This is a genomic window from Pseudomonas parafulva (assembly GCF_002021815.1).
Classification (GTDB): Bacteria; Pseudomonadota; Gammaproteobacteria; order Pseudomonadales; family Pseudomonadaceae; genus Aquipseudomonas; species Aquipseudomonas parafulva_B.
Genome location: NZ_CP019952.1, coordinates 2,395,177 through 2,419,905, shown reverse-complemented (window position 1 = coordinate 2,419,905; position 24,729 = coordinate 2,395,177). Strand labels below are relative to the sequence as shown.

The window sequence follows — 24,729 nt, the reverse complement described above, 5'->3', positions numbered from 1 at the left end:
ATCGTCATCCCTTGAGCGCCTTGAGGTATTTGTAAACCGTCGCACGCCCCATGTTCAGCACATTGGCCACATAGTCCACGCCGCTTCGGCCTTCGAACGCACCCTCGGCATGCAACGCTTGCACCAGACTGCGCTTGTCGCCCATCTGCATTGTCTGCAGAGACAAATGGCGCGCCTTGAGCCAAGCATGCATGAAGGTATTGATGCGCTCCTGCCAGTCATCGCGAAACAGCGCCTGAGGCTGCTCGACCAGGCGACCCATTTGAAAGAACGCCTCCAGCGCATGACGGGCGTTTTCGAGCACCGACAGGTCCAGGTTGATGCACATCAGGTGCCGAGCATCACCCTGCTCATCGCGCAAGACCGTACTGATGGAGCGCACCTTCTGACCGTTCCAGTTCAACTTCTCATATGGGCCCAACTTGGCGCCGCCGAGCAGATCGTCCAGGTCCTCGGCAATGGCCGAGTCATCTCCCAGGCTGCGCTTGGAGATGTTGTTGGCGATATGCACCACCGTCTGGGTGCGCAGGTCATGGACGACGACTTCGGCATGGGGATACAGCAACAGGGCAATGCTTTCGGCGATTGCCTGGTAGTTCTCGAGCGACATGCGGGGCCACTGTGCATTCTAAGGAGGCGCTTATGTTGGCTCTCGAATGCCTCCTCGCACAAGGCGCCGTATGCCGATCAACCACCCTGTACACGCTGAGACGGGCTGGTGGCGACCAGAACCGGCTCAAAATCGGCCTAACATTCGATAAGCCGTGATTATTCCATGTGAGATTTCACTTGTTTTAGCAGTTCGGAACCAGCAGAATTGGTACGTAATTACATAGTACGTACAACATTACGAAATCGTAGGAGCATGCATGGCACGTGGCGGCATCAACAAGGTGGTTGTGCAACAGGCCAGGCAGGCCCTGATTGCAAGAGGGGAGAACCCCAGCATCGATGCCATCCGCATCGAGCTGGGCAATACAGGCTCGAAAACCACCATTCACCGCTACCTCAAGGAGCTCAACGGACAGCAGCCAATGCCCTCCGAAGGCGGCGCGCCGATCAGTGAGGTATTGAGTCGCCTGGTAGGTCAGTTGGCGACGCAACTGCAAGACGAAGCGGATTTGGTGATCGAGCGGGCAGAAAGCGTCTTCACCGAGCAGCGCGAGGCGCTCGAAGCGGCCTTGGCGGCAGCTGAGCAGGCGCTTGCAGCGGCTGACCAACAGCACGAAATCGATGCAGCGGCCTTGCGTGAGGAGTCAGAGAAACTCAACAGCACGCTAAGCACGCTACAGGCTGAGCAGCTGCGCAGCGCCAGCCTCAACCAGTCCCTGGGGGAACTGCAAGTACGCCTGGCGGATAAGGATGAGCAGGTCAAATCCCTGGAAGACAAGCACCGACACGCCCGCGATGCGCTTGAGCACTACCGCACGGCCAGTCGCGAGCAGCGCGAACACGAGCAGCGTCGTCACGAAGCTCAGTTGCAGCAGATGCAGGTCGAAGTACGGCAGTTACAGCAGGCCATGATCGTCAAGCAGGACGAGCTCACTCGCCTGCACCGTGATAACGAGCGTCTGCTTGGGGAGAATCGCCAGGCGAGCAGCGAACGGCGGGCTCAGGAACAGCTGCTAGAGCAGCGCGACGCCCAGATCCAGGGCTTGCGCACGATGCTGGCACAGGCCCAGGGGAGCAGCGACGAGCTGCGCCGCCAATTGGCTATGCAGGCCAAAGCGCTGGAGGACAGCAAGGTCTCGTGCCGGGATCAGGCGCTAAAGCTTGAGACGCTGGAGCGGGAGCTGACAGAGAACCAGGCGTCGTTGCGCCTGTGTCAGGATCAGCTAAGGGATGGAGAAGATAAATAAAACTTTCTGGCGCAACGGCTTTCTTCCCTAGACAGCCATTTGGAGAAGACCGCATGAGCGAACGAGGCACAACCCACGGCACGCAGCACGGACCTCACTCGACCGACGAAGCCGATAAACCGGATGATCTTGGCTTTGACCCTGATTCTCCCGACCTCGATGATCCTCAGGTAGACCCCCAAGGCCCCGCCAAACCACCAAGGGATGTAGAGAAAGACACCTGAAGGGCACGCACCAAGCAAAAGGCCCTGATCGATACGATCAGGGCCTTTTTTATCCAGCATCAAGGTCAGGGTGGACTTTGCCCGTGCTGACCAGCGGACGTCAGGCTTGTGCCTGTTTTTCCACTTCAGCCTGCTTGGCCGCCTCGACACCCTTGGCAGAGAGCTTGATCGGGTAGTTGAGCGTCATCTCATGTTCAGCATCCACACTTACGCTACCGTCGTGGATCAGGCCATCGTCCTGCAGCGATTTAAGCATGCCGGCCACAGCTTTTTCACCGCGGTAGTTGTCCAGCAGTTCCTTGCCCAGACCATGGGGGTGAGCATGGTTGAGTCGGGTCAGGATTTCGCTTTTCAGTGCGTCGTTACTCATGCGCGCCTCACTTGCCATGCTGGGTTTGCAGTGCCTTGGCTTCTTGCAGGTGTTTCTCAAGGGTTGGCAGGGTCTTGGCAGCGAATGCCTTGAGCTCAGCCTTGTCAGAAGAAGTGGCTTCTTTCTTGAACAGTTCGACGGTCTTCTCGTGAGCATCGACCTGATTGTTCACGTAAGACTTGTCGAAGGACTCGTCACGCCATTCCAGAATCACTTTTTTCACCTTGTCGGTGATGGCCGCATCATCGGGCACCGAGATGTCCAGCTTCTTGGCAATTTCTGCCAGCTCCTGGTTGGCCTTGGTGTGGTCGGTCACCATGTGCTGGGCAAAGGTCTTGATCTCGGCGTTCTGGCTTTTTTCCAAAGCAAGGTTGCCGGTCACGATCTCTGCGATGCCGGCTTCGGTAGCCGCGTCTACGAAGTCGTCCGAGCTGGCAGCAAAGGCGTGAACCGAGGCCATGCCCAGCACCATGGAAAGGCCGACGCGCTTGACGAAGAGATTGCTCATGTTTCACTCCTTAAACGATGGCGCGACATCAGTGTCGCGTACTGTTGAGGGCGCGCGCAGGCCAAAGGTTTCATCTTTTTTGCATCAACAGGGTGTGGCAGTGGTCAACAGCGTTGACCAAGCACGTGCAGGGGATGTGCATGCGAAGCGCCAGGCAGACCGATGAAGAAAGAGCCCTTGCGCTGGCGGGCCAGGGACGAGCGGTAGCCCTGTTTCGCCTGGTGCTGGCGTTCATGCTGGTGGTCATGACCACGTTCGCAGCCGTTGAGGGCTGGCGAATCTGGCGTGATTACCGGGACGCGTTCCACAATGCCGCGAACATGGTGACCAATCTGGCCCAGGCCACCGCCCAGCATGCCGAGGATGCCATTCGCCAGGTCGATTCCATCAGTGCGGCGCTGGTGGAGCGCGTGCAAGGCGATGGGTTCGAGCACTTGGATCGCAAACGCATGCATGGGTTGCTCAGCCAACAGGTGCGCATCATCCCTCAGCTCCACGGCCTGTTCATCTACGACAGCCATGGTCGCTGGCTCGTCACGGACCGCTCGGCAACGCCGCCGGCCGCTAACAATGGCGACCGTGATTACTTCATCTACCACCGCGACCATCCCGATAGCGCCATTCGCATCGGTGCAGTGGTACGCAGCCGCTCGACGGGCGATCTGATCGTACCCATTTCTCGGCGCCTGAATTATCCGGATGGGCGTTTTGCGGGCGTACTGCTTGGGACCATCAAGGTCGACTGGTTCGTGCGTTACTACGGCGAATTCAAGATCGACGAACGTGGTGCGCTGGTGCTGGCCAAGCGCGACGGTACGATCCTGGTGCGGCGCCCATTCGTGGAACCGCTGCTTGAGCGTAACCTGGCCAACAGCGATATTTTCAAGCACCACTTACCCTATGCAGCCCAAGGGTTGGTCGAAGCGGTGGCCGTCGTCGATGGTACACCGCGCCTGTACGCTTACCGAGCCTTGGCCAGCTACCCGCTGGTGGTCGAAGCGGGCCTGTCACGCGAGTCAATCATCGCCCCCTGGCGCCAGGATGCGATCAAATCGCTGGTGGTGTTACTGGTGCTGGTCATGGTCCTTGCGTTGTTCGGTTGGGTGGTCCTGCGCCAGGTGCGCGAACGCATCGTGATCGAGCGCGCCTTGCACCAGGCCCACCAGACCCTCAAGACCCTTGCCTTGACCGACAGCCTGACCGGATTGGGTAATCGTCGCAGGCTGGACGCGGTGTTCGAGCCCGAGCTGCGCCGGGCTCGGCGCCAGGCGTATCCGGTGTGCGTGGTGATGCTCGACCTGGATCATTTCAAGGCCTACAACGACCGTTACGGACATGCGGCAGGCGATCAGTGCTTGCAACGCTTCGGCGAACTGCTGCGCCAAGCCGCGCAGCGTCCGGCAGATCTGGCCGTACGCTACGGGGGCGAGGAGTTTACCTTGCTGTTACCCGACACGGATGTACGCGGAGCGAAGGCGTTTGTCGAGACGCTGCAGCAAGCTCTGCGCAAGGAGATGCTGGTGCATGCGGGCAGTCCACTGGGGATCGTCTCGTTCAGTGCGGGTATTGCGGTGGCAGAACCCACGCGCAGTGAACAGAGTCCACAGCAACTGCTCGAAGCCGCAGATGCGGCACTGTATGAAGCCAAGCGCCAGGGACGGGACCGCTACGCGGTCGCTGACCCTTGAGAACCGCATGGGATGCAGGCAGCCCGCCTAGCCCTGGCGGGCATCGACTTCATGCCTGAAGTTGCCAACGTACCGAACTGACGCCCTTCTCCAGGCTGACCCGGCTGACCAGCCGCTCCAACTGGGCGGGCGCCTGTGAGGTACCCAGCAACTGGGCACGCACTTCCAGGCGGGCCGGGTCTGGCAAGTCCTCGCTGTGCAAGGACTGCAGGCGCAGTTCAGGCTCGCCGAGGCTATGCAGCATCAAGCTGCGTACCTGAATCTCATCCTGGGCTCGACAGACAATACGCACCTCGAACTGCTGTTCTACCTCCGTGGCGGGCACCACCTCCTGGCGGTCCAGGCGTTGGGCGATATCCCTTAGCAAGATGTTGGCGCACAGCACGACCACCGCGCCCAGGGCTGCTTCGAGCAGCAGCCCCAGGCTGCACAGCACGCCGATGGCAGCGGTGCACCACAGCGTTGCCGCGGTGTTCAGCCCCCGCACATTGAAGCCGTCACGCATGATGACGCCGCCGCCCAGGAAACCGATACCCGACACCACATACGCCGCCACCCGGGAGGCGTCGGTAGGCGCCATGCCTGGAACCGCCTGGGTCATCAGTACAAAGAGACAGGCACCCGTACTGACCAGGCCGTTGGTGCGCAGGCCAGTCAAGCGCTGACGCAATTGGCGTTCGGCGCCGATCAAAGCCCCCAGCAGCAGGGCGGTGCTGACACGCAGCAGAAATACTTTCCAATCCATTACGAACCTCTTCCACGGGCCCAGGCCCGCTCTAACGCCATCACTCAAGAAAGCGCGGTGGTAAAAACCAGAGATGCGAAAGGACCACAGGGGGGAAGGAGGGGGCGATGCTGTGCATCGGCTGCCTCGGCAACTCGGCCAGGCAGCGTGGGAGACTGCCGGGCTAGCGCGCCGCGTGGGCCTGTCGCAAGCGACTGGGGCTAGTGTCCAATGCAGGGCTCCTATTGGTGAATGCAAAAGTGCGGCGCGGACGATAAGCCCGACCCTCAATCAGGTCAAGGGTAAAAACATGACAATGGCTTCATCCGCAAATGCCTGACAAGCCTGCCGGTACGATGGAAAAATTCACGGCCAATGGTTAACCTTTTGCCTTTTCTGAACCGTTGCGGGCTGATCCATGCTGTTCAATATCCTCGTCCTGCTTGGCACACTGGTGGCCATGGAGGGTGTCGGCACCTTGGCGCACAAGTACATCATGCATGGCTGGGGCTGGTGGCTGCATCGCTCGCACCACGAACCCCAGCTGGGCATGCTCGAAACCAACGACGTGTACCTGCTGGCACTGGCGGTGATTTCGCTGGCACTGGTGGCGGTCGGCAAAGCCGGGCATGCGCCACTGCAGTGGGTCGGAGGCGGGGTGGCGGCTTACGGCGCGCTGTACGTGATTGCGCATGATGGCTTTTTTCACCGTCACTGGCCCCGCACGGTGCGCCCGGTGGGGCGCTACCTGACGCGCCTGCACCGCGCGCATCGGCTGCACCACGCCGTCAAAGGGCGCAAGGGTAGCGTGTCGTTCGGTTTTTTCTACGCGCCCCCGTTAAAGCGGCTGGTGCGCGAGCTGCGGCGCAACAGGGGCTCTGGTCTCTGAGGTCTCAAGCGCACAGACGCCTTTGCTGATCGGGTTGCCTCCACCACCCTGCCTGCCCGGCATACATTGCACTGTCTGGACCTGCGCAGTAGCATGCGCGCTTTTCAGCCCAGGACTCGCCCTTCATGCCGTATCAGCAAGGTCTGCTTGCCACGCCCGTGCCGGTGCACGCGCGTCACCTGTTCTTCTCCATCGAGTCAACCGAGGCCGTGCCTGCGGCCCTCGATGCCTTGCTGGGTCATGTCGACGGCCTGCGCGTGACACTGGGTGTGGGCGCCCCTTTGGCAAAAGCCCTGAACGCCCAGATCGAAGGCCTGACCCCGTTCCCGCTACTGGACGCCGCGGTCGAGAACCCCAGTACCCAGCACGCGCTGTGGCTGTGGTTGCGGGGTGACGAACGCGGGGACCTGTATCTGCAGGCCCAGGCGCTGGAGCGTCTATTGAGCCCAGCCTTTGCGCTGGTTGATCATGTTGATGGCTTCCTCCACCGAGGCGGCCGGGATCTGACGGGCTACGAAGACGGCACGGAAAACCCCAGCGGCGACGACGCCATCGAAGCCGCCATCCTGGGTGACGGCGCGCCTGGCTTGCAGGGGTCGAGCTTCGCCGCGTTCCAGCTGTGGAAGCACGACATGCACTACTTCAAATCGCTGCCACAGCAGGTGCAGGACAACATCATCGGCCGGCGCCTGAGCGATAACGAGGAACTGGAGGATGCGCCTGAGTCCGCCCATGTGAAGCGTACTGCCCAGGAAAGCTATGCACCGGAGGCTTTCATGGTGCGTCGCTCGGTTTCCTGGGCTGATACCCGCGGTGCAGGGCTGGCGTTCGTGGCGCTGGGTACGTCTTTCACCTCGTTCGAGGTTCAGCTGCGCCGCATGAGCGGGCTGGAGGACGGTGTGATCGATGCCCTGTATCAGTTCACACGCCCGCTGACCGGGGGCTACTACTGGTGCCCGCCGATGGCGCAGGGTTCGCTGGACTTGCGCCTGCTGTTGCAGCCCGAGGCTTAAACATCCAGATACACAAGATGATCGCAAGACAGCTTCCACGAACTAGCATTGGATATTTCCGCTCTGTTACGGAGATTTCCTATGTATGGACGTCGGGATGTCCTACGTGCGGGCGCTGCGATCGGTCTGCTGGCCACCAGCCCCTGGCTGAGCGCAGCTGCAGTGGCGAGCCTGCTCTCGCGGCCGATTCCGTCAACGGGTGAGCTACTGCCGGTGATCGGCGCCGGCACGTCAGGCAGCTTCGAAGTCGAGGCCGGCTCAGCGGACTACCGGCAGCTGTATCAGGTGCTTGAAGCCTTCTTCAAAGGTGGCGGTCGGGTCATCGACACCTCTCCCAACTACGGCGGCGCCGACAGCATCCTGGGTCAACTGCTCGCCGAAGGCGGGTGGCACCGCCAGTGCTTCATTGCCACCAAGATCGCCGCCAACAGCCGCGCAGATGCCCAGGCCCAATGGGACGGCACGCTGCGCAGCCTGCGCACGGACAAGGTGGACCTGCTACAAGTGCACAATTTGCGTGACTGGCAACAGCAGTTGCCCTATGCACGTGAACTCAAGCAACAGGGCAAGACACGCTATGTGGGCATCACCCACTATCTGGACTCGGGACACGACCAGGTGGCCGCGATCGTGCGCAGCCAGGCTCTGGACTTCATCCAGATCAATTACGCAGTCAATGCCCCTGGCGCTGCGCGTGAGCTTCTTCCCTTGTGCCGTGACAAGGGCGTGGCGGTGCTGATCAACCGCGCCTTCGATGACGGTCGTCTGTTCGCGGCGGTCAAGGATCGCGCCCTTCCAGAATGGGCACAGGAACAGGGCGTCGGTAGCTGGGCCCAGTTGTTCCTGAAGTTCGCACTCAGCCACCCGGCAGTCACCGCCGTGATACCGGCCACTGGCCGACTGGATCGTCAGTTGGACCAACTCAAGGCAGGGCAGGGTCCGATGCTTACCCAGGCGCAGCAGCAAGCGCTGATCGAACAGTTCGCCTGACACCATGGTGACGCGGCGGCAGCGCCTGCAGCAGATGCTGGACATGCGGTCTGGGGAAGCGCCAGCGGTTCTGGCAGGCAGCCTACTGTTCTTCATGCTGTTCACGGGGTATTTCATGCTCCGGCCGGTGCGAGAAACCATGGGCGTTGCCGGTGGCGTCGAAAACCTGCAATGGCTGTTCACCGGTACCTTCATCGCCACGTTGGCTTGCCTGCCTGTGTTTGGTTGGATGGCCTCCCGTGTACGGCGCCGGCACATATTGCCTTGGACCTATGGCTTCTTCATCTGCAACCTGCTCGCCTTTGCCGCGCTATTGGCACGCCATCCCGACGGGCCTTGGGTGGCCCGGGCGTTCTATATCTGGTTGTCGGTATTCAATCTACTGAGTATCTCGCTGGCCTGGAGCGTACTCGCCGACCTGTTCAGCACCGAGCAAGGCAAGCGCCTGTTCGGCGTACTGGCAGCAGGGGCGAGTGTGGGCGGATTGTGCGGGCCGCTGCTCGGCACGCTGCTGGTTGCGCCCCTTGGACACCCCGGTTTGTTGACGCTCGCGGCCGTGTTGCTGCTGGGCAGCGTACTGGCCGCCTGGGTGTTGCAGCGTTGGCGCACGAATAATCCACTCCCGACCCGCGATCCCGCTTGCGAGGGCCGCGCACTGGGCGGCAATCCGTTTTCCGGTGCAACGGCGGTAATACGCACGCCGTACCTGCTCGGTATTGCTCTGTTCGTCGTGCTGCTGGCCAGTGTCAGCACATTCCTCTATTTCGAACAGGCTCGCATTGTCAGTGAAACCTTCACCGACCGTACTCGGCAGACGCAGGTGTTCGGCGCAATAGATGCAGTCGTTCAGGCACTGGCCATTCTCACGCAGCTGTTTTTCACCGGTCGGCTCGCTCGACGCCTGGGGGTGCGGGTGTTGCTGGTGGCAGTGCCGCTGGCCATGGCTGCCGGGTTCATGTGCCTGGCCTTGTCGCCTGTCTTCGCCCTGTTCGTCATCGTGATGGTCGTACGGCGGGCCGGCGAGTATGCCCTGGTTCGGCCTGGCCGCGAGATGCTGTTCACCGTGGTCAGCGCCGAAGACAAGTACAAGGCCAAGAACTTCATCGACACCGTGGTCTACCGAGGCGGGGATGCGGTCAGCGGCTGGATAAAGCGGGCCCTGGACCTGATGGGGGATCATCCACAGGTGGCCATGCTAATCGGAGCGCTACTTGCCGTCTGCTGGGCCGCAACCGGTCATTGGCTCGGTGGCCAGCAAGGTCGACGCGACGAAACCCGTCGCCGCTGACAGGTACACCAACTATTGGGCTGATCCTTCTTTAACGCCGTTTGTCAGAAGCCTTCTCGATAATGCGAATCCTCAAGCACGGGTGTACTCCCAATTCATGTACGGCATTGGCGCCGTGCATTCCGAAGTCATAAGAGGTTTCAGATCATGGCCACTAAAGACAACAGCCGTAGCGGTAACCAGCAGGGCAGCCAGGGCGGTAGCAAAAATTCGGGCAACTTCGCCAATGACCGTGAGAAGGCTTCCGAAGCCGGCAAGAAGGGAGGGCAGGCAAGCGGCGGCCACTCCAGCGAGTCGGGCCGCAAAGGCGGCAAGTCGTAAGTGAAGCCTTGCAGTGCCAGGCTAGCCTGGCACTGCGATTCTTCGAACAAGGAGCCAGCCATGCGCACATTCCCACTGATCACTCTCATGGGCGCCTTGACTCTGGTCGGCGGTTGTTTTGACCGCGACAACAATCATCCCGGCAAGGACTCCGATGCCAGCAAGCCGTCCTTGCAGATGCAAAAACCTGACGAACAAACCGCACCCCGTTCTGCGCCAGCCCCTGAGCCGATGCCAGGGCAGAAAGCCAACCAATAATACGCGCACGAGGAATACGCCATGACGGTCATGACCCGCCAGACCGCCGCGATGGTCCAAGCCCCATCTGTCGCTCCCAGCCTGAAAGACCGCTATCACGCCCTGCTCGAGGGCCATGACACCAGTAGCCGGGCCTGGCTCGATAGCCAGTTGGCTCAGGCCCGGAGCATGCCTGATGACCTGCCGGATGACCCAGCGCAACTCGACGCCTGGAGCTTGCAGCACGCTGCCGGTGTGGCCGAGGGATACAAGGCGTACCTGGAGCAGCGCAAGCAGGGCGCCCCGCGGCGCTATTTCGCCAACCGCGCCCAGGCGTTGTGGTTCCTGCAGCAAGTCGAACCCACCAAGGTTGTGGACGGCGCGTGGCTGTTCAGTGCCCTGCGTCAATGGCGAGATCCACGCTACCACGGCCTGATCCGTACCTACCTCGAGGAGCTGGGCAGCGGTGACCCTCGCTGCAATCACGTGCTGATCTACCAGCGCCTGATGAGCCGGCTCGGCTGCCTGGATCGCCCGGACCTGGACGATTCCCGTTACCTGCAGGCGTCCTTGCAATTGGCCCTTGGCGAGTATGGCCAGGACTATTTACCTGAAGTGATCGGCTACAACCTTGGCTACGAACAACCGCCTTTGCACTTGTTGATCACAACTTACGAATTGGCTGAGCTGGGCATCGACGGATTTTACTTCCAGCTGCACGTCACCATCGACAATGCAGCCAGCGGTCATGCCCATCTGTCGCTCCAGGCCCTGCACCAGTTGTGCCCGACTGATGATGTGGCGGGTTTTTATGAGCGGGTCCGTCGGGGCTACCGTCTCAATGATCTAGGGACCAGCACCCCTGCGCTCATCGCAAGTTTCGACTTGGAAGCTGAGCTGCTTCAGGCCCTGGAGCACAAGCGCAATTTTGGGCAGTTCATGCACTCGGACCACTGCCGTCTGCAAAAACGCACCATCAACCAATGGCTGGCCGAGCCAGGCGCCATGCCGGCCTTTCTTGACGCCATGCAAGCCCAGGGTTGGATTCGCCGCGGCGAAGCTCCTGAGCAAAGCCGCTGGTGGACGCTGATCGAGGGGCCGACCGCGCCCATGTATGGTGTATTTACCGCCTACGAGAAGCAGCTGTGGCACGATTGGATCGCCGCGGGTTCACAATCGCGCATTCGTCGTGTGTTACCCGGCAGCTGGGAGGCGGCACTGCAATTGCAAGACCAGACGCCGGGTACCCAGCGGCAGCGCCCTGCGCACCACGATATTGATACGTTGATTTGTGCCATGTCCGGCAATAAACATGCGACGCCCGAAGGACTGGCCGCGACTCAGGCTTACATACAGGCCACTGGCCTGCTCCAGGAAGGAGCTCACTGATGCCCCTCGATTCACCTCAGACAGCCGCTGACCAGGCTCTGCTACAGCTGGGAAAGCGCCTTCGCGCTGATGGTTACCACTTTACCTGCGTGACACCGGCGACCCATGCATTGGTTAATGCGCGACCAGGCGCTGAGAAGGCTTGCACCGTCCGGGATGTATTCGGTTGGAGCCGGCCATTCGCCGGCTCGATGCTTTCGGCCGATGAGCTGGACTTGATGAAAACCGCTGGCGTGGTGAAGTCTCATCGAGACTTATTGGCCAGCACCGTCCGTTGGTCGAGCCTCGACGGGCTGCTACTGGTGCACTCGGCCTACCCTACGCAGGCCAGCGATGCGGTGTTCTTCGGCCCCGACAGTTACCGGTTCGCTCATGTCATCCAGGATCACCTGCGATCGACGCCCAAGCGCATTGAGCGTGCAGTGGACATTGGCTGTGGCACAGGGGTGGGCGCATTGGTGATCGCTCGTGCTGCGCAGCACGCGCAGGTGACCGCCGTGGATATCAACCCCAAGGCGCTGCGTTTTACTGCGGTCAATACGGCACTTGCCGACATCGGTAATGTGTCTGTGCAGCAAAGCGATATCCTGCAGGACGTGACAGGTCAGTTCGACTTGATCGTGGCCAATCCGCCTTACATGCTTGACGATGGTGAACGCACGTATCGCCATGGCGGAGGATCGCTCGGAGCGGATCTTTCGCGACGCATCATCGAGCAGAGCCTTGAGCGACTGAGCGTGGGGGGATCATTGTTGCTGTATACCGGCGTTGCCATCGTCGAGGGGCAAGACGCTCTGCTAGAAGGCATTCGCGAGCAGCTGGCCGGCCCTGAATTTTCTTGGGTCTATCGAGAGATCGACCCTGACGTGTTCGGCGAGCAATTATTGGAGCCTGGCTATGAGCGGGTGGAACGTATTGCTGCGGTAGCACTGACGGTTATGCGCAATCGTTGAGACCGGAGTGTTATCGACACGCCTGGCCCATCGTGGCGTTAAGCGGCTGCTGTAGCAGACCTGCCTGTGCAGACACATTCTTGACCTAACCACCGGTTCAAAGAGAATAGCGAGATCGACAACCGTTTCTCCAAGGACCGTAGCCATGATGCTGACCCCGCTGTTCCCCCGTGTAGCCCTGGAAGACACGCTGTTCGTCTTTGCCCTGGAGGCAGAGGCGGGCGGTCTGTTCGGGCATCTGAATACGGTCTTCACCGGTATTGGCAAGGTGAACGCGGCCATCGCGCTCACCCGCGCTGTGACTACGCGCAGGCCCAGGCTCATCGTCAATCTCGGCTCGGCAGGCAGCCGGCTGCATGGCAAGGGCAGCCTGGTGTGCTGCACACGGTTCGTCCAGCGCGACATGGACGTCACGCCTCTGGGGTTTGCGCGTTACGAAACGCCGCTTTCCGACATCCCTGTCGTACTTGAACATGGGCTGGCCATTGCGGGGCTGCCTATCGAAACCTGTGGCACAGGCGATAATTTCGAGATCAGGCACGGTGATGCGCCCTATGACGTGGTCGACATGGAGGCCTATGCGCTGGCGCTTGTCGCACGGTCCGAGGACATCCCGTTCGTATGCCTGAAATACATCTCCGACGATGCCGGGAGCGATGCGGCCACCGACTGGTCCGTGCAGGTTCACTTGGCGGCAGAAGCCTTCAAGCGGGTGCTCTTCAATCCTGCCTGAATATCTGCCTATGGCTGTGGGAGCCACCGGGCACTGCGGTTAAACCTTTCCTGATGTGGCGCAGTCACTTGAGGTATCAGCAGATCACTCAGGGAGCATGTCAATGGCCAGGGCAATCTGGAAAGGCGCCATCAGTTTCGGTTTGGTACACATCCCCGTGGCGCTCAACTCCGCCGTCAGCAGTGAACGCGTTGATTTTGACTGGCTGGACAAGCGCAGCATGGACCCAGTGGGCTACAAGCGCATCAACAAAGTCACCGGCAAGGACATCGACAAGGAGAACATCGTCAAGGGCGTGGAGTACGAGAAGGGCCGCTATGTGGTGATCAGTGAACAGGAGATCCGCAAGGCCCGCCCGGAGGCCACTCAGACGATCGACATCTTTTCATTCGTGGACGCAGGGGAAATTCCCCTTCAACACTTCGACACCCCTTATTACCTGAGCCCTGACCGGCGCGGCGGCAAGGTCTATGCGCTGTTGCGCGAAACGCTGGCCACCACCGGCAAAGTGGCTTTGGCGACAGTCGTGCTGCACACACGCCAGCACCTTGCGCTTATCCGACCCCTGGATGAAGCCCTGGTAATGATCACGTTGCGCTGGCCCGATGAGGTACGTGGGCTCGATACCCTTGAACTGGACACGACTGTGACCAAGGCCAAAGTGGACAAACGGGAACTGGACATGGCCAAGCGTCTGGTTCAAGACATGACCGGCACCTGGTCACCGGACGAGTATCACGACGCGTTTCGGGACACAATCATGGAGTTGGTCGCGGAAAAAGCCAGCAAAGGCAAGATCGAGACGGTGGAGAAGGGCGAGGACAGCAGCGGCGAGAAGAGCGCAGACATCATCGATCTCACCGAGCTGCTCAAACGCAGCCTCGGCGGCAAAAGCACCGCGTCTCCCAAGAAGAAACCGGCTGCGGCGAAGAAGCCCGCCAAACGTACGCGCAAGGCTTCTTGAGTACACTCACACCTGCTAGGCCTGCAGGTGCTCCTGCAGGCCGGCCAGGTAATCGCCAAACCCTTCGCGTGCTCGACACTCGCGCCGGCTGCTGGTGGCCACACTGTGCGCAGCCGACCAACTGATCGGCACCCCCAGCGCTTCCAGGTCCCGCACCAGTTGAACATCCTCGTGGGCAGCCAGTGGCTGGAAGCCGTCGACGCGCTGATACGCCTGGGCGCTTACGCCTAGATTGGCCCCATGGATATGACGGTGCCCGTCACGTGCCTCGTAGCGGCTCAGGTAGAGCTTGCGTAAGGCGGCTGTTTGCCAGGGCTGCCAGTGGCTCACATGGACCGTACCGCAGACGACTTCAGCGCCGCAGTCGAGCTGTGACGTCAGCCAGTGGGCAGGAACCTGGCTGTCGGCGTCTGTGCAGGCGAGCCATGTGGCACCGCGCGCGAGCATCCATTCTGCGCCCGCGCGCCGAGCCATGCCGACATTACCGGCATCGATGGCGAAGGTGTGTGCACCGTGGCGCCGGGCGACGGCGGCGGTGCCGTCGGTACAGCGATCGAGCACCACCAGAATATCGACCTCATGACCGGCTACCGCAGCGTGTTGGGCGGCAGCCGAGGCAGCCTTCAGGCATCGACCCAGACGCCGGGCTTCGTTGTGGGCCGGAATGACGATGCCGATCATATGCACGTCTCGTCCAGGTCTACCACGCTGGGCTGATTCGACCAGTAAGCCATGATGAAGTCGGCTTCGTCGTGGCAGAACACCGGGTACAGCGGCAGGTGTTTGGACAGCATTCGGTGCACCTCGCGCCCGTCCTGGGGGCACCCGGCAATCGGGTGCTTCCAGTGACACGCCAGCAGGCCGCCGTCGTAGGACAAGCTGGCGACAGCCTGTTCGATTACCTGCAACCAGTCGGTGGGATCAAGGTAGTAGCCCACTTCGCTGAGCACGATCAGATCGAAACGCCCGCCTGGCCAGTCGGCAGGCAGGCGGGCGCGTTCGACCTGTGCGTGGCGGACATCGGCCAGGCGATCGGTGGCCAAGCCCACAGCCTTCGGGTCGAGGTCCTGGCACACCAGCTCGGCACAGCGCTCGGCCAGCAGCACACTGAGTTCGCCATTGGCGCAGGCGGGCTCGAACACCCGTTCGTAACACTGCCGGGGCAGGCTTGCCATGACCAGGTCGCGTTTTCGTTTTTCATACCAGCGGGTACGAAAGGCCCAGGGGTCTTCGTTGGCGGCATACAGGTCGGCGAAGTATTGGGCATCGATACTCATGGCGAATCCTTTTACAAGAAGACCAGTTCGAAGGGCTGTAGCACGCAGTCCAGCAGGTTAGGGCGTAGCACCGGCGGTGTACAACCGTCAGGCTCGAACTGGCTGGCGTGTGCAGCAATGGCTTTGCGCTTGCGTGCCACCTGGCCCTCATTGAGTTGCAAGCGGTGCGCGCGCTCCCAGGGCAGACGTGGATCGTCAGGTTGTCCCCAGTGCCATGCCCATACTGGGGCTTCCACCAGCTGGGCTTTACGCGCTAGCGCTGCCTGTGCCCCGGCCCGGCCTACGGCCTCGTGATCGCAGTGGCCGTCACCTCGCCAGGTCGTCATCAGCACATCCTCAGGGCGCAGTAGCTGAGTCAGATGGCTGACCAGAAAGGCTTCCTCCCTGGCCAGTTGACTGTCCTTCAGGTGCAGGCGGCGCCAATCGATACGCTTGGGGTCCAGCCCGAGTTGCTCGATGGCCTTGCGGCTTTCTTGCGGCCGGTCGCGACGCAAACGATGCTCTGTCCAGCGGGTCGAGCTGGGATGGCTGCCTTCGCCGTCGGTCGCCGAGATCAGCACCAGGTCCTCTTCACGCCCGGCAAAATCGGTCAGCAGACCGCCTGCCATGAGAATCTCGTCATCCGGATGGGGTGCGATCAGCACCAGGCGCCGACCAGGCGGGCAGAGCTGGTGTGCATTGAGCCAGGTGGCCCGGGCCAGATGGGCCGAGTGCTGCCACGCTGACCAGGGCGTACCATCATTGGACTGGATCAGGTCTTCACTCATAGCTGCCATGCTCCGGAAGAAAGCTGTGCGGTCTGTTCGCCGAGGGCTGCAAGGTCTCGCTCGGCGTGACTTTGGCGAATGAACACCGGCAGGTCTGCGCTCAAGCGCGCAAAGTGGGCATTACGGCAAAACGGGGTTGCACCCAATGCTCGGCCTACGTGACGCATGACGTGTTCCACGGCATGTTCAACCTGAGCGCGCACGCGTTGCACGATCAGGCTGGCATCGGCGCCTGGGTTGAGATCGATCCAGGCAGCACATTCACGCAATGCCGCCCGAGCGCCGCACAGGGCGGCATCTACAGCGCCCAAGTGCGCGTCTGCGTGGGGGTCTGGTTTGGGTTTGCGGCAGTGCTCGCGCAGGTATTCGGCCAGCGCCTCGGCCGCCCCATACCAGCAGGCGGCGATGCCCGCGCCGCCGTGCCAGAAGCCCGGCCTGGACAAATATTGGCCCGCTGCACCGACGAGCACACCAGGTGTGTCGTTGAATTCGACCTCGACACTGGCAGTGCTGGCCATGCCCACAGCCTGCCAGTGCTCGATATTGAGGCCCAAGGTTGGGTCGGCCAAGCGGATGGCAACCAGCTGTGGCTTACCGGACTCGTCCCAGGCGGTGATCAATGCCTGATCGATTTGCAAGGCGCCCGAACACCACGCTTTCTTTCCGCCGAGGCGGACACGGCCCCCGTCTTGGGAGGTGATGACGGCACGAGCATCCGGGGGCTCTGCGGCCCACACGCCCCAGATCCCCTCAGACGAAAGATGGCCAGCACCACACTCGGCCAGGATCGCCAAAGCGTCCGTATGCCCTTCATAGAGCTTGGCCAAGACCAGGTCACAGCCGGCGACCCGCGACAAGGTCTGCCAACGCTCAAGCGTATTGCCGTGGCCCGGCCTGGGCAGAATATCCAGGCAATGGGCCTGCAAAGCTTTCATCAGTTCAAGTAACTGGGTGTCGACATTGAGCGGCTGCAGCCGCTCGTCATAAGTGCGCAACAAGCGGTCCAGCTGGGTGAGGTCATAGTTCTGAGGCATGCTCATGCGCGTAACTCCCTGTCGCGTTGGGCGTCGCCCATCACGTGAGCCCAAGTTGTTTGCGCATCCGCGCCGTGATGGATTGACGGGTCTTGCTCATGTCGGCCCAAGGGTCTTGGGTATCGGCCAGTCGCTCACCTATTGTGGCAATGGTCCACTGATTGGCGCCCTTGAGCTGTGCCAGTTCTTCACGCCAGACCGGCACCGACACCGGCAAGCCCTCGCGAGCGCGCAGCGAGTAAGCACACACCGTGGTAGCACCTTTGCCATTGCGCAAGTAGTCGATGAAGATGCGGCCTACACGGTTCTTGGGGCCGGACACTGCGGTGAGCCGATCAGGGAACAGTTTTGCCAGGTAGGTGACGATGGCGTGGCTGAAATCCTTGACGTCGTCCCAGCTCGCTTTTCTCGTTAGCGGGACAACCAGATGGATACCTTTGCCCCCGCTGGTCTTGATGAACACCTTCAGACCCAGTTCGTCCAGCAGGGTCAGGGTCAGCTGGGTGGCCTCCAGCATTGCCTTCCACGGCAGGGCCGGGTCAGGGTCCAGGTCGAGTACGAAACGGTCTGGCCGGTCGAACTGCGTGTCGGTGGCGTTCCAGGTGTGCAGTTCAAGCATGTTCATCTGTACGGCGCCGAGCAAAGTGTCAGGGCGGTTGATGACCATGGCGGCCTGGCCGGCTTCCTCTTTGCCGTACGTACGCACGTTTGGAATGTGCAGCTGGCCCGCGTTTTTCTGGAAAAACAGTTCCCCGGCGAGGCCGTCTGGCGCACGCACAAGCGCAACCGGCCGATTCTTGAGGTGGGGCAAGATCCATTCGCTGACCTGGGCGTAGTATTCGACGACGTCACGCTTGGTCATGCCAGAGGTAGGGTCGATCACGCGATCAGGGTGGGTCAGGCGCAGATCACCCAGCGTCTCGGTGCTCTTGGCCGCCTTGCGCTGATGGACGGTCTTGCTCGGCATGGCACGCTCCAGGTCGATATCGGTTGCCGGTTTGTCGTCGCGCAAACCGTGGAATACCGCGTGGCGTACTACGCCGTCACGGGTCATCTGGGCAAAGGCGATCTCGGCCAGCAACGTGGGCTCTAGCCAATGTATCCCTCGGGCTTCGGCGCCAGTGGGGGGGTTGGCTACAGTAGGCTGGGCGGTTTGTAGGGGTTTGAGTTGTGCGTGCAATGTGTCAAGGGTGGTGGCACTGAACCCTGTGCCCACCTTGCCGGCGTAACGCAGCATGCCTGCGTCGTCGTGCAGGGCCAATAGCAAGGCGCCGAACCCACTGCGGCTGCCCTTGGGGTCGGTATAGCCCACCACTACAAACTCCTGCCGCCGCTTGCACTTGAGCTTGATCCAGTCGGCGCTGCGCGTGCCTGAATAGCTGCTGTCGGCACGCTTGCCGATCAAGCCTTCAAGGCCCAGCTTACAGGCGCTCTCGAGCAACGCTTCAACCGGCTCGTCGAAGTCCGCAGAGTACTTGAGGTTGTCCGCAGTGCTGTGCTCAAGCAAGCGCTCCAACGCGTCGCGTCGCTGCTGCAAGGGAAGGGCGCGCAAATCTTGACCGCCCAGAAACGGCAGGTCGAAGACGTAATAGGTGATTTGTTCATCATGCGCGGTATCGAATGCGTTCTGTAAGGCCTGGAAGTCTGCAACCCCCTGGTCGTCATTGACGACCATCTCGCCATCGAGCCACGCAGAGTCCACACCCAACGCGCGTAGCGTAGCGATTTGGCCCGGCATCTTGGCGCTCCAGTCATGGCCATTGCGGGTATAGAGCCGCACATCATCGCCCTCGATGCGCGCGAGAATGCGGTAACCGTCGTACTTCACCTCATACCGCCAGTCCCCCGAGGGGGGTGAGTCGACCAACGTGGCCAACTGCGGCTGCATGTGTTCTGGCAGCATAGCGGGCTTGGACTTGGCGGCTTGCTTGGTCGGGGCGGGCTTGCCTTTGCCGGGTTTGGCCGTTTTGGCGGATTGCTTGGCAACCAAAGTGCGGTCGCTGATCACGCTGTCGGGCTGGTCCTCGACAATGCTGTACTGGGCCTCGCTGCGGGCCTGGCTGTCATTCGACTTGACCAGCATCCACTGCTCTTTCTTGCCAGCCAGCCGTGTGCGGAACAGGTTCCACATACCAGCGAGCTTCTCGCCTTGCAGGCGAAAGCGCAGTTTGCCTTTTTTGTAACCCTCACGCGGGTCCCCGTCGGGTTCCCAAACCCCACGGTCCCAGACGATGACATCGCCCCCACCGTAGTGACCTTCCGGAATGTGGCCTTCGAAGGTGGCGTAATCGAGCGGATGGTCTTCGACATGCACGGCCAGGCGTTTGACTTTCGGATCCAGGGAGGGACCCTTTGGAATCGCCCAACTTTTGAGCGTGCCGTCCAGTTCCAGTCGGAAATCGTAGTGCAAATGGCTGGCGTCATGTTTCTGGATGCAGAACTGTAACGCGTGAGCCCCTTTGCTGCGGCCGGATTTGCCGATTGGCTCGGGCGTGGCGTTGAAATCGCGCTTGCGCGCGTATTCCTCGAGTGGCGTGGCCATGAGGGGGGCTCCGGAACCTGGGCTGTCTTGATCTTGGGAGGCGGGGAGCGGCATTGGAGTTCAAAAAACCGCCACTGGCCGCGTAAAACTCTGAATCTTCCTGGGTGCAGAGCAGTCGACTTTGGGTAAGCCAACTGATGGAGAGGCGTAATGTCCAGACCCGATGAACCCAAAGCCTATACCCCGACCGAGATCGATGACATCGAGGATCGTATGGGCAGTGTGCATGAGCTGAACTTCAGTGATCGCCTTGATGACCGTCAGGGGCGGGTAGGTGATGAACGACCAGAGCGTGAAGTGGAGCAGGAATTCCCGGAAGAGCGGGTGCGCCAGAGCGGCTTGACCGGCGGCGAGGCGCTGACCGACAGCCTGCATGAGGACGGTGTCACGGATGATGATCTGAGCCCGGACACGCTACTGGACGAAACCGGCGCTCGAGATTCCCATGAGCCTGGGTACGGCGGCCCTGCCGATCAGGCGCTGACCGAAAAAGACGCGATCGAGATCGGCGGCGGTCGAGGCCTTGACGAAGCAGAACTGGCCCGCACCAACCCGCTTGACGGGAAACCGTGGACTGACGATGCAATTGAAGAAGACGAAAGGAGTTGATCATGAGCGAATTACGCTGCGCTTGTACCGAGTGTTCCTGCACGGTGAGCACCTTGCCGCAGAATGGCAAGGCCTACTGCTGCGAAGCGTGTGCGACCGGGCACCGTAACGGCGAGCCATGCCGCATGCCTGACTGCACCTGTGGCAAGGTTGAGCAGAAAAAGGAAACCAGTGTGGACAATGCGCTGGATGAGACTTTCCCAGCGAGCGATCCTATTTCGCCGTGAGGGGTATTGAGCCGGGTCTGCCTGGGCAGACCCGGCCTGTTCAACCTCTCTTAAACCGTCTCAGAGAGTGAGCGAATTCCATAGAAGCGGCCTTGACGAGGCGCTCCTGCAAGGGGACTGTGCTGAGCTTGGAGCAGCACTAGTTTTGTGACTTACCCACCAACCGCCCCCCTTTATGTTGGTGCTGGCGTATCTTGCCGGCGCATGGTCTTAGCGCGCTTTTCCAGCACCAAGTAGGTGATGACCGCCAACACCAGCGGTATCAAGTAGTACAAGGTTCGATAGGCCAGTAAGGCTGCAACCAGGCTGCCTTGTGGAATCTGCCCTTGAAGCAGGCCCAGGAATACGGTTTCCAGCACACCAAGCCCAGCCGGAATGTGAGCCACCACCCCGGCCACGCAACTGATCAGCAGAACCCCCAGGATGGAGGGATAGAACGCCTGCTCTGGCAACAGCCAGAAGATCAGCAGCGCCATCATTGCCCAGTTGCTGGCGCCCAAGGCCACCTGGCACAGTGCAAGTCGCAGTGAAGGCAGCGTCAGTTCATGCTCGCGCCAGCGCCAGGTGCGTTTTTTGGCAAAACCGCAGGCCAGCAGATAGCCGATCGAAATGGCCAGCAGCGCGAAGCCAATGAGCTGCAGCCCAGTGGTGCCGACCGCCCAGTTTGCGGGCAATTCGACCAGGCGCATGGCAAACACGCTGCCTGCCAGCAGCATGTAGCCCATCCAGTTGGTCAGTAGCCCCAAGGTGAGAATGCGCGTGATGGTGGGCGTGTCCAACCCAAGCCTGCCGTATAACCGATAGCGCAACGCAACACCGCCCACCCAGGTGGTGAAGTTGAGGTTGAAGGCGTAGCACACGAAGGCGATCGGCAGCACTTGCCGGACCGGCAACTTGTGACCGGTATAGGTTCGGGCCAATAAGTCGTAACTGGCAAAGATCAAGAAGCTCATCAGTGCCATGACCAACCCGACGGCCAATGTGCCGGGTTTGTAGGCCAACAGCGATTCACGCACCTCGTTCCAATCCAGGTTGCGCGCCAACGTGAACAGTAACGCCGGGATCAGGATAAGGAACAGGACGGTGAACAGACGCTTGGCCCACACTTGCCAACGCTTTCGTTCCATCAGGTGTTGCCCTCGTGCAGGTTGCCTTGGGTCTCTACGGCTTGCCCAGGCGTTTTCAGGCGCTTGCGATGCGCAGGTAGCCAACCGGCAATGCGCGGAAAGTGACGTATGACATGGAAGCTCAAGAAGATCAGTGGCGCCCGCCACCAGTAGCCGCGAATCATTCGCTCCAGGGTGACCGTCTTGCACTGTTCGCTGGCCAGCGACTGCAGATGGTCGTGGAGCTGCTGATTGAAGGCGCGGCTGCGGATGAACAGGTTGGCTTCAAGGTTGAACGACAGGCTCAGCGGGTCGAGGTTGCTCGAACCGACCGTGGACCATTCGTCATCCACCAGTGCGACCTTTCCGTGCAGGGGGCGCCGGCAATACTCATGGATCCGCACCCCGTCGCGAAGCAGGTAGTTGTAGAGCAGGCGAGCCAGGGTACGCACCCACCACATATCAGGCTCACCCTGCATGATGAGGGTCACTTCAACCCCGCGACGCGCGGCGTTACGCAACTCGCGCAACAGGCGATAGCCTGGGAAAAAATAGGCATTGGCTACCACGATGCGCTTGCGCGCGCCACGCAGCGCTTCGAGGTAATAGGCTTCGATAGCCGTGCTGCGCTGGCCGTTGTCCCGCTCTACCATCACAGCGGTGATGTCGCCAGTGGGGTCGGTGACAGGCCGCACCTCGCTTGGGGGCTCGAGCACCGGCGACATCAATCGACGGCTGACGGCATGCACCTGCGCGACCACTGGCCCGGTTACCTCCACGGCGTAGTCCTGCTTGGCCATGGGGCCATAGTCGCCGAGATGATCGGCGCTGTAGTTGATGCCGCCAATGAACGCACGCTCCCCGTCGATCACGACGATCTTGCGATGCAGGCGGCGGAACAGGTTGGTGCGCAGGCCCGCCAGACGAGGCTGGGGGTCGAACAGGTGAAACCTTACTCCCGCCTCGGTCATCGCCGCGATGAACTCGGCTGACAGGTCAGCGGTGCCGTATCCGTCGGCAACCACTTCGACACGGACCCCGCGTTGCGCTGCCTCGATCAGGGCACGCTGCAGCTGATGGCCTACCTTGTCTTCGTAGATGATGAATGTCTCGAGCAGGATTTCATTGCGCGCCTGGCCCATGGCCTCGAAGACCCGCGGGTAGAACGCCTCACCATTGATCAGCAGCTCGACGCTGTTGCCATCGACCCAAGGTCTTTTCACACGTTGATCTCCGCAGCCAGGGGGGCGTGGTCGGACAGGTGCGACCACGGATAGTTGGATAAAACCTTTGCAGCGTGGGGCATGGCATTGCGCACGTAGATCCGGTCAAGCCGAAGCAGCGGCAGGCGTGCCGGAAAACTGCGGGCTGGCGAGCCGAAACGCTCCCCGAATGCCTCTATCAAGCGCTGCGACAGCACGGCATCTCCTTTCAGACGCCAGTCGTTAAAGTCGCCGGCGATGATCACCGGTGCCTTGGCGGGCAGGCGGTCGAGCAAGTCGAACAGCAGACTCACCTGCTTCTGCCGGTGTGCCTCCCGTAGGCCCAAGTGCACGCAGATTGCATGCACTTCGTCGTGGCCGGGTACTTCCAGTTGACAGTGCAGCAGGCCTCGCTGTTCATTTCCCGCCACTGAGACGTCGAGGTTTTCCGAACGCACGATCGGAAATTTGGAGAGCAAGGCGTTGCCGTGATCGCCATGGGGATAAACGGCGTTGCGACCATAGGCAAATTGCGGCCACATGCTGTCTGCCAGGAATTCGTACTGGGGCGCCTGCGGCCAGGCAGGGTGGCTGATCGCATGCTGTTGGTGGCTGCCATGCACCTCCTGGAGAAACACCAGGTCGGCGCCCGTGGCACGTACCGCATCGCGCAGCTCCGGCAGGATGAAGCGGCGGTTGAAGAAGGTGAAGCCTTTGTGCACGTTGAGCGTCAGTACGTTCAAACGGTGCACGGCGGTGACTTTGTCGATGATGCAGCTTGGCGCGGAGAGTGTAGGGTTCACAGTTCAACCTCCGGCTCGGCGCCCGGCTCTGTCATCAGCTCGTGGTCCAGGTGCATCTTTTCCAGCAATCGGCGCGCGTCGTAAGGGGCGTGGACTTTCTGGTCGTTATCGAAATAGCAGTACACATCCCGGGTTGAGCGCCGGGGGGGAGGGCCCTGTACGATCAGGTGTGCATCGTCGGCCTGACTCCCCTCACGCCACTGTTCGATCCGTTTCTTCCAGCGGCGCAGTGCGCTGACGGTATAACCGCTGCTGTAGAGTTCGACGTCGCCATGCAGGCGCATGTACATGAAATCTGCGGTGACGTCCTCCACGTAAGGCCACTTGCCCGCGCTGTCGGCAACCACCAGGGCAACGTTGTGCTGGCGCAGCAGTTCCACGAAGCGCTCGCACAGGAAACTTTCGTGACGAATTTCCACCGCATGGCGTAGCGGCGCATTGCCGCTTATCTGCGTGCCGCCGTTACCTTGCAGGCGTTGCTCGCAGCCACTGGCGCTGCGTCGGGCAGCGGCGCGGTCACGCGGCAGCGATCGCAGAAATGCATCGAATCGCTCAGCGTCGAAACGCATGTTGGCAGGGAACTGCCATAAGAATGGGCCGAGCTTGTTACCGAGAAGGAGCGGCCCGGAGGCGAAGAAATTGGCCAATGGCGTATCGATGTCCTTAAGTCTGCGGATGTGGGTGATGTATCGCGGCGCCTTGACCGCGAACACGAAGTCATCGGGTGTGGCGTCATGCCAGGCTTGATAGCGTTCGGGCGTTTGCAGGCTGTAAAACGAGCCGTTGATCTCGATGGTATTGACTGCCCTCGACGCGAAGGCCAGCTCGTCGTCCTGGCGCAGCCCCTTGGGGTAGAAGTCCTTGCGCCAGGGACCGTATCGCCATCCTGAAATGCCAATGCGTACCTCGCTCACGCTGCCTCCTATCGCATCTCCATTCCATTCATCATTGCGACCAGTGCAGCGGCAGGAGGGTTCAGGCGCAGTTGATCAGTGGTGGCGAGCAGGGCTGG

General features: G+C 61.1%; 28 protein-coding genes. 15 read left to right on the top strand and 13 right to left on the bottom strand.

Translation table 11 applies throughout. From position 1 onward, the window contains the following. Nucleotides 1-4: 4 nt before the first annotated feature. A complete protein-coding gene (locus tag B2J77_RS10985) occupies nt 5-610 on the bottom strand; it encodes a helix-turn-helix transcriptional regulator (RefSeq protein ID WP_058639260.1) in 606 nt (201 codons plus the stop codon). A gap of 259 nt (nt 611-869) precedes the next feature. Here B2J77_RS10985 and B2J77_RS10980 point away from each other — a divergent pair, with 259 nt between their 5' ends. Next, a complete protein-coding gene (locus B2J77_RS10980; protein WP_078478634.1) occupies nt 870-1,859 on the top strand; it encodes a DNA-binding protein in 990 nt (329 codons plus the stop codon). 53 nt (nt 1,860-1,912) lie between these two features. Beyond that, nucleotides 1,913-2,083, top strand: coding sequence for a DUF6021 family protein (locus B2J77_RS21655; RefSeq protein ID WP_196125528.1), 171 nt, complete (start codon nt 1,913-1,915; stop codon nt 2,081-2,083). Between the two features lie 100 nt (nt 2,084-2,183). Here B2J77_RS21655 and B2J77_RS10975 read toward each other — a convergent pair whose 3' ends face one another. Both B2J77_RS10975 and B2J77_RS10970 read right to left on the bottom strand, forming a co-directional pair. Beyond that, on the bottom strand, nt 2,184-2,453 hold the full coding sequence (locus B2J77_RS10975) for a hypothetical protein (protein ID WP_058604664.1): 270 nt from the start codon (nt 2,451-2,453) through the stop codon (nt 2,184-2,186). A gap of 7 nt (nt 2,454-2,460) precedes the next feature. Beyond that, nucleotides 2,461-2,961 (bottom strand): DUF4142 domain-containing protein, encoded by a 501-nt coding sequence (locus B2J77_RS10970; RefSeq protein WP_078478633.1) that lies wholly within the window; start codon nt 2,959-2,961, stop codon nt 2,461-2,463. A 140-nt stretch (nt 2,962-3,101) separates the two neighbouring features. Between B2J77_RS10970 and B2J77_RS10965 the strand changes: the two genes are divergently transcribed. Further along, complete coding sequence (locus tag B2J77_RS10965; protein WP_078478632.1) at nt 3,102-4,649, top strand: sensor domain-containing diguanylate cyclase; 1,548 nt, start codon at nt 3,102-3,104, stop codon at nt 4,647-4,649. A gap of 49 nt (nt 4,650-4,698) precedes the next feature. Here the strand turns inward: B2J77_RS10965 and B2J77_RS10960 are convergent, their stop codons facing one another. After that, nucleotides 4,699-5,394 (bottom strand): MgtC/SapB family protein, encoded by a 696-nt coding sequence (locus tag B2J77_RS10960; RefSeq protein ID WP_058604574.1) that lies wholly within the window; start codon nt 5,392-5,394, stop codon nt 4,699-4,701. Between the two features lie 397 nt (nt 5,395-5,791). Between B2J77_RS10960 and B2J77_RS10955 the strand changes: the two genes are divergently transcribed. The 10 genes from B2J77_RS10955 (at nt 5,792) to B2J77_RS10910 (ending at nt 14,150) form a co-directional block, all read left to right on the top strand. Then, entirely contained in the window at nt 5,792-6,262 is a 471-nt protein-coding gene (locus B2J77_RS10955) for a sterol desaturase family protein (RefSeq protein ID WP_058639263.1), read from the top strand. A 125-nt stretch (nt 6,263-6,387) separates the two neighbouring features. After that, on the top strand, nt 6,388-7,275 hold the full coding sequence (locus B2J77_RS10950) for a Dyp-type peroxidase (RefSeq protein WP_078478631.1): 888 nt from the start codon (nt 6,388-6,390) through the stop codon (nt 7,273-7,275). 81 nt (nt 7,276-7,356) lie between these two features. Beyond that, entirely contained in the window at nt 7,357-8,265 is a 909-nt protein-coding gene (locus B2J77_RS10945) for an aldo/keto reductase (RefSeq protein ID WP_078478630.1), read from the top strand. Nucleotides 8,266-8,269: 4 nt separating this feature from the next. After that, nucleotides 8,270-9,553 carry an NTP/NDP exchange transporter gene (locus B2J77_RS10940; RefSeq protein ID WP_078478629.1) on the top strand — a complete coding sequence of 428 codons (1,284 nt, stop codon included), beginning with the start codon at nt 8,270-8,272 and terminating at the stop codon, nt 9,551-9,553. A 147-nt stretch (nt 9,554-9,700) separates the two neighbouring features. Further along, nucleotides 9,701-9,874, top strand: a complete 174-nt coding sequence (locus B2J77_RS10935; protein ID WP_023535600.1) for a general stress protein — start codon at nt 9,701-9,703, stop codon at nt 9,872-9,874. 60 nt (nt 9,875-9,934) lie between these two features. Then, complete coding sequence (locus tag B2J77_RS10930) at nt 9,935-10,132, top strand: hypothetical protein (RefSeq protein WP_058639267.1); 198 nt, start codon at nt 9,935-9,937, stop codon at nt 10,130-10,132. A 21-nt stretch (nt 10,133-10,153) separates the two neighbouring features. Next, nucleotides 10,154-11,500 carry an iron-containing redox enzyme family protein gene (locus tag B2J77_RS10925; RefSeq protein WP_078478628.1) on the top strand — a complete coding sequence of 449 codons (1,347 nt, stop codon included), beginning with the start codon at nt 10,154-10,156 and terminating at the stop codon, nt 11,498-11,500. Beyond that, a complete protein-coding gene (locus B2J77_RS10920) occupies nt 11,500-12,453 on the top strand; it encodes a methyltransferase (RefSeq protein ID WP_078478627.1) in 954 nt (317 codons plus the stop codon). The genes B2J77_RS10925 and B2J77_RS10920 overlap by 1 nt, the downstream gene beginning before the upstream one ends. Before the next feature lie 145 nt (nt 12,454-12,598). Next, nucleotides 12,599-13,186 carry a nucleosidase gene (locus B2J77_RS10915; RefSeq protein ID WP_058639270.1) on the top strand — a complete coding sequence of 196 codons (588 nt, stop codon included), beginning with the start codon at nt 12,599-12,601 and terminating at the stop codon, nt 13,184-13,186. A gap of 103 nt (nt 13,187-13,289) precedes the next feature. Then, complete coding sequence (locus tag B2J77_RS10910; RefSeq protein ID WP_078478626.1) at nt 13,290-14,150, top strand: Ku protein; 861 nt, start codon at nt 13,290-13,292, stop codon at nt 14,148-14,150. A gap of 15 nt (nt 14,151-14,165) precedes the next feature. Here the strand turns inward: B2J77_RS10910 and B2J77_RS10905 are convergent, their stop codons facing one another. From B2J77_RS10905 to ligD, 5 genes are read right to left on the bottom strand one after another with little or no spacing between them, the layout of a single operon-like run. Then, nucleotides 14,166-14,831, bottom strand: coding sequence for a glycosyltransferase (locus B2J77_RS10905; RefSeq protein WP_078478625.1), 666 nt, complete (start codon nt 14,829-14,831; stop codon nt 14,166-14,168). Continuing rightward, nucleotides 14,828-15,427: a class I SAM-dependent methyltransferase gene (locus B2J77_RS10900; RefSeq protein WP_058604586.1), complete on the bottom strand. Its 600-nt coding sequence runs from the start codon at nt 15,425-15,427 to the stop codon at nt 14,828-14,830. Before B2J77_RS10900 ends, B2J77_RS10905 begins: the two co-directional genes overlap by 4 nt. An 11-nt stretch (nt 15,428-15,438) precedes the next feature. Next, entirely contained in the window at nt 15,439-16,194 is a 756-nt protein-coding gene (locus B2J77_RS10895) for a PIG-L deacetylase family protein (protein ID WP_078478624.1), read from the bottom strand. Next, nucleotides 16,191-17,234 carry an acyl-CoA dehydrogenase family protein gene (locus B2J77_RS10890; protein WP_058639274.1) on the bottom strand — a complete coding sequence of 348 codons (1,044 nt, stop codon included), beginning with the start codon at nt 17,232-17,234 and terminating at the stop codon, nt 16,191-16,193. The genes B2J77_RS10895 and B2J77_RS10890 overlap by 4 nt, the downstream gene beginning before the upstream one ends. 34 nt (nt 17,235-17,268) lie before the next feature. Then, complete coding sequence (gene ligD / locus B2J77_RS10885; RefSeq protein ID WP_078478623.1) at nt 17,269-19,770, bottom strand: DNA ligase D; 2,502 nt, start codon at nt 19,768-19,770, stop codon at nt 17,269-17,271. 150 nt (nt 19,771-19,920) lie between these two features. On the opposite strand from ligD, the gene B2J77_RS10880 reads away from it, so the two are divergent. Beyond that, a complete protein-coding gene (locus B2J77_RS10880) occupies nt 19,921-20,379 on the top strand; it encodes a hypothetical protein (RefSeq protein ID WP_058639276.1) in 459 nt (152 codons plus the stop codon). A gap of 2 nt (nt 20,380-20,381) precedes the next feature. Beyond that, nucleotides 20,382-20,606 carry a metallothionein gene (locus B2J77_RS10875; protein ID WP_027915593.1) on the top strand — a complete coding sequence of 75 codons (225 nt, stop codon included), beginning with the start codon at nt 20,382-20,384 and terminating at the stop codon, nt 20,604-20,606. A gap of 173 nt (nt 20,607-20,779) precedes the next feature. Here the strand turns inward: B2J77_RS10875 and B2J77_RS10870 are convergent, their stop codons facing one another. The 4 genes from B2J77_RS10870 to B2J77_RS10855 are packed head-to-tail and all read right to left on the bottom strand — an operon-like array spanning nt 20,780 to nt 24,631. After that, a complete protein-coding gene (locus B2J77_RS10870) occupies nt 20,780-21,733 on the bottom strand; it encodes a lysylphosphatidylglycerol synthase domain-containing protein (RefSeq protein ID WP_078478622.1) in 954 nt (317 codons plus the stop codon). Next, on the bottom strand, nt 21,733-22,935 hold the full coding sequence (clsB, locus tag B2J77_RS10865) for a cardiolipin synthase ClsB (protein ID WP_078478621.1): 1,203 nt from the start codon (nt 22,933-22,935) through the stop codon (nt 21,733-21,735). The genes B2J77_RS10870 and clsB overlap by 1 nt, the downstream gene beginning before the upstream one ends. Beyond that, nucleotides 22,932-23,717: an endonuclease/exonuclease/phosphatase family protein gene (locus tag B2J77_RS10860; protein ID WP_058639279.1), complete on the bottom strand. Its 786-nt coding sequence runs from the start codon at nt 23,715-23,717 to the stop codon at nt 22,932-22,934. The genes clsB and B2J77_RS10860 overlap by 4 nt, the downstream gene beginning before the upstream one ends. Then, nucleotides 23,714-24,631: a DUF72 domain-containing protein gene (locus tag B2J77_RS10855; RefSeq protein WP_058639280.1), complete on the bottom strand. Its 918-nt coding sequence runs from the start codon at nt 24,629-24,631 to the stop codon at nt 23,714-23,716. Before B2J77_RS10855 ends, B2J77_RS10860 begins: the two co-directional genes overlap by 4 nt. Nucleotides 24,632-24,729: the final 98 nt, after the last annotated feature.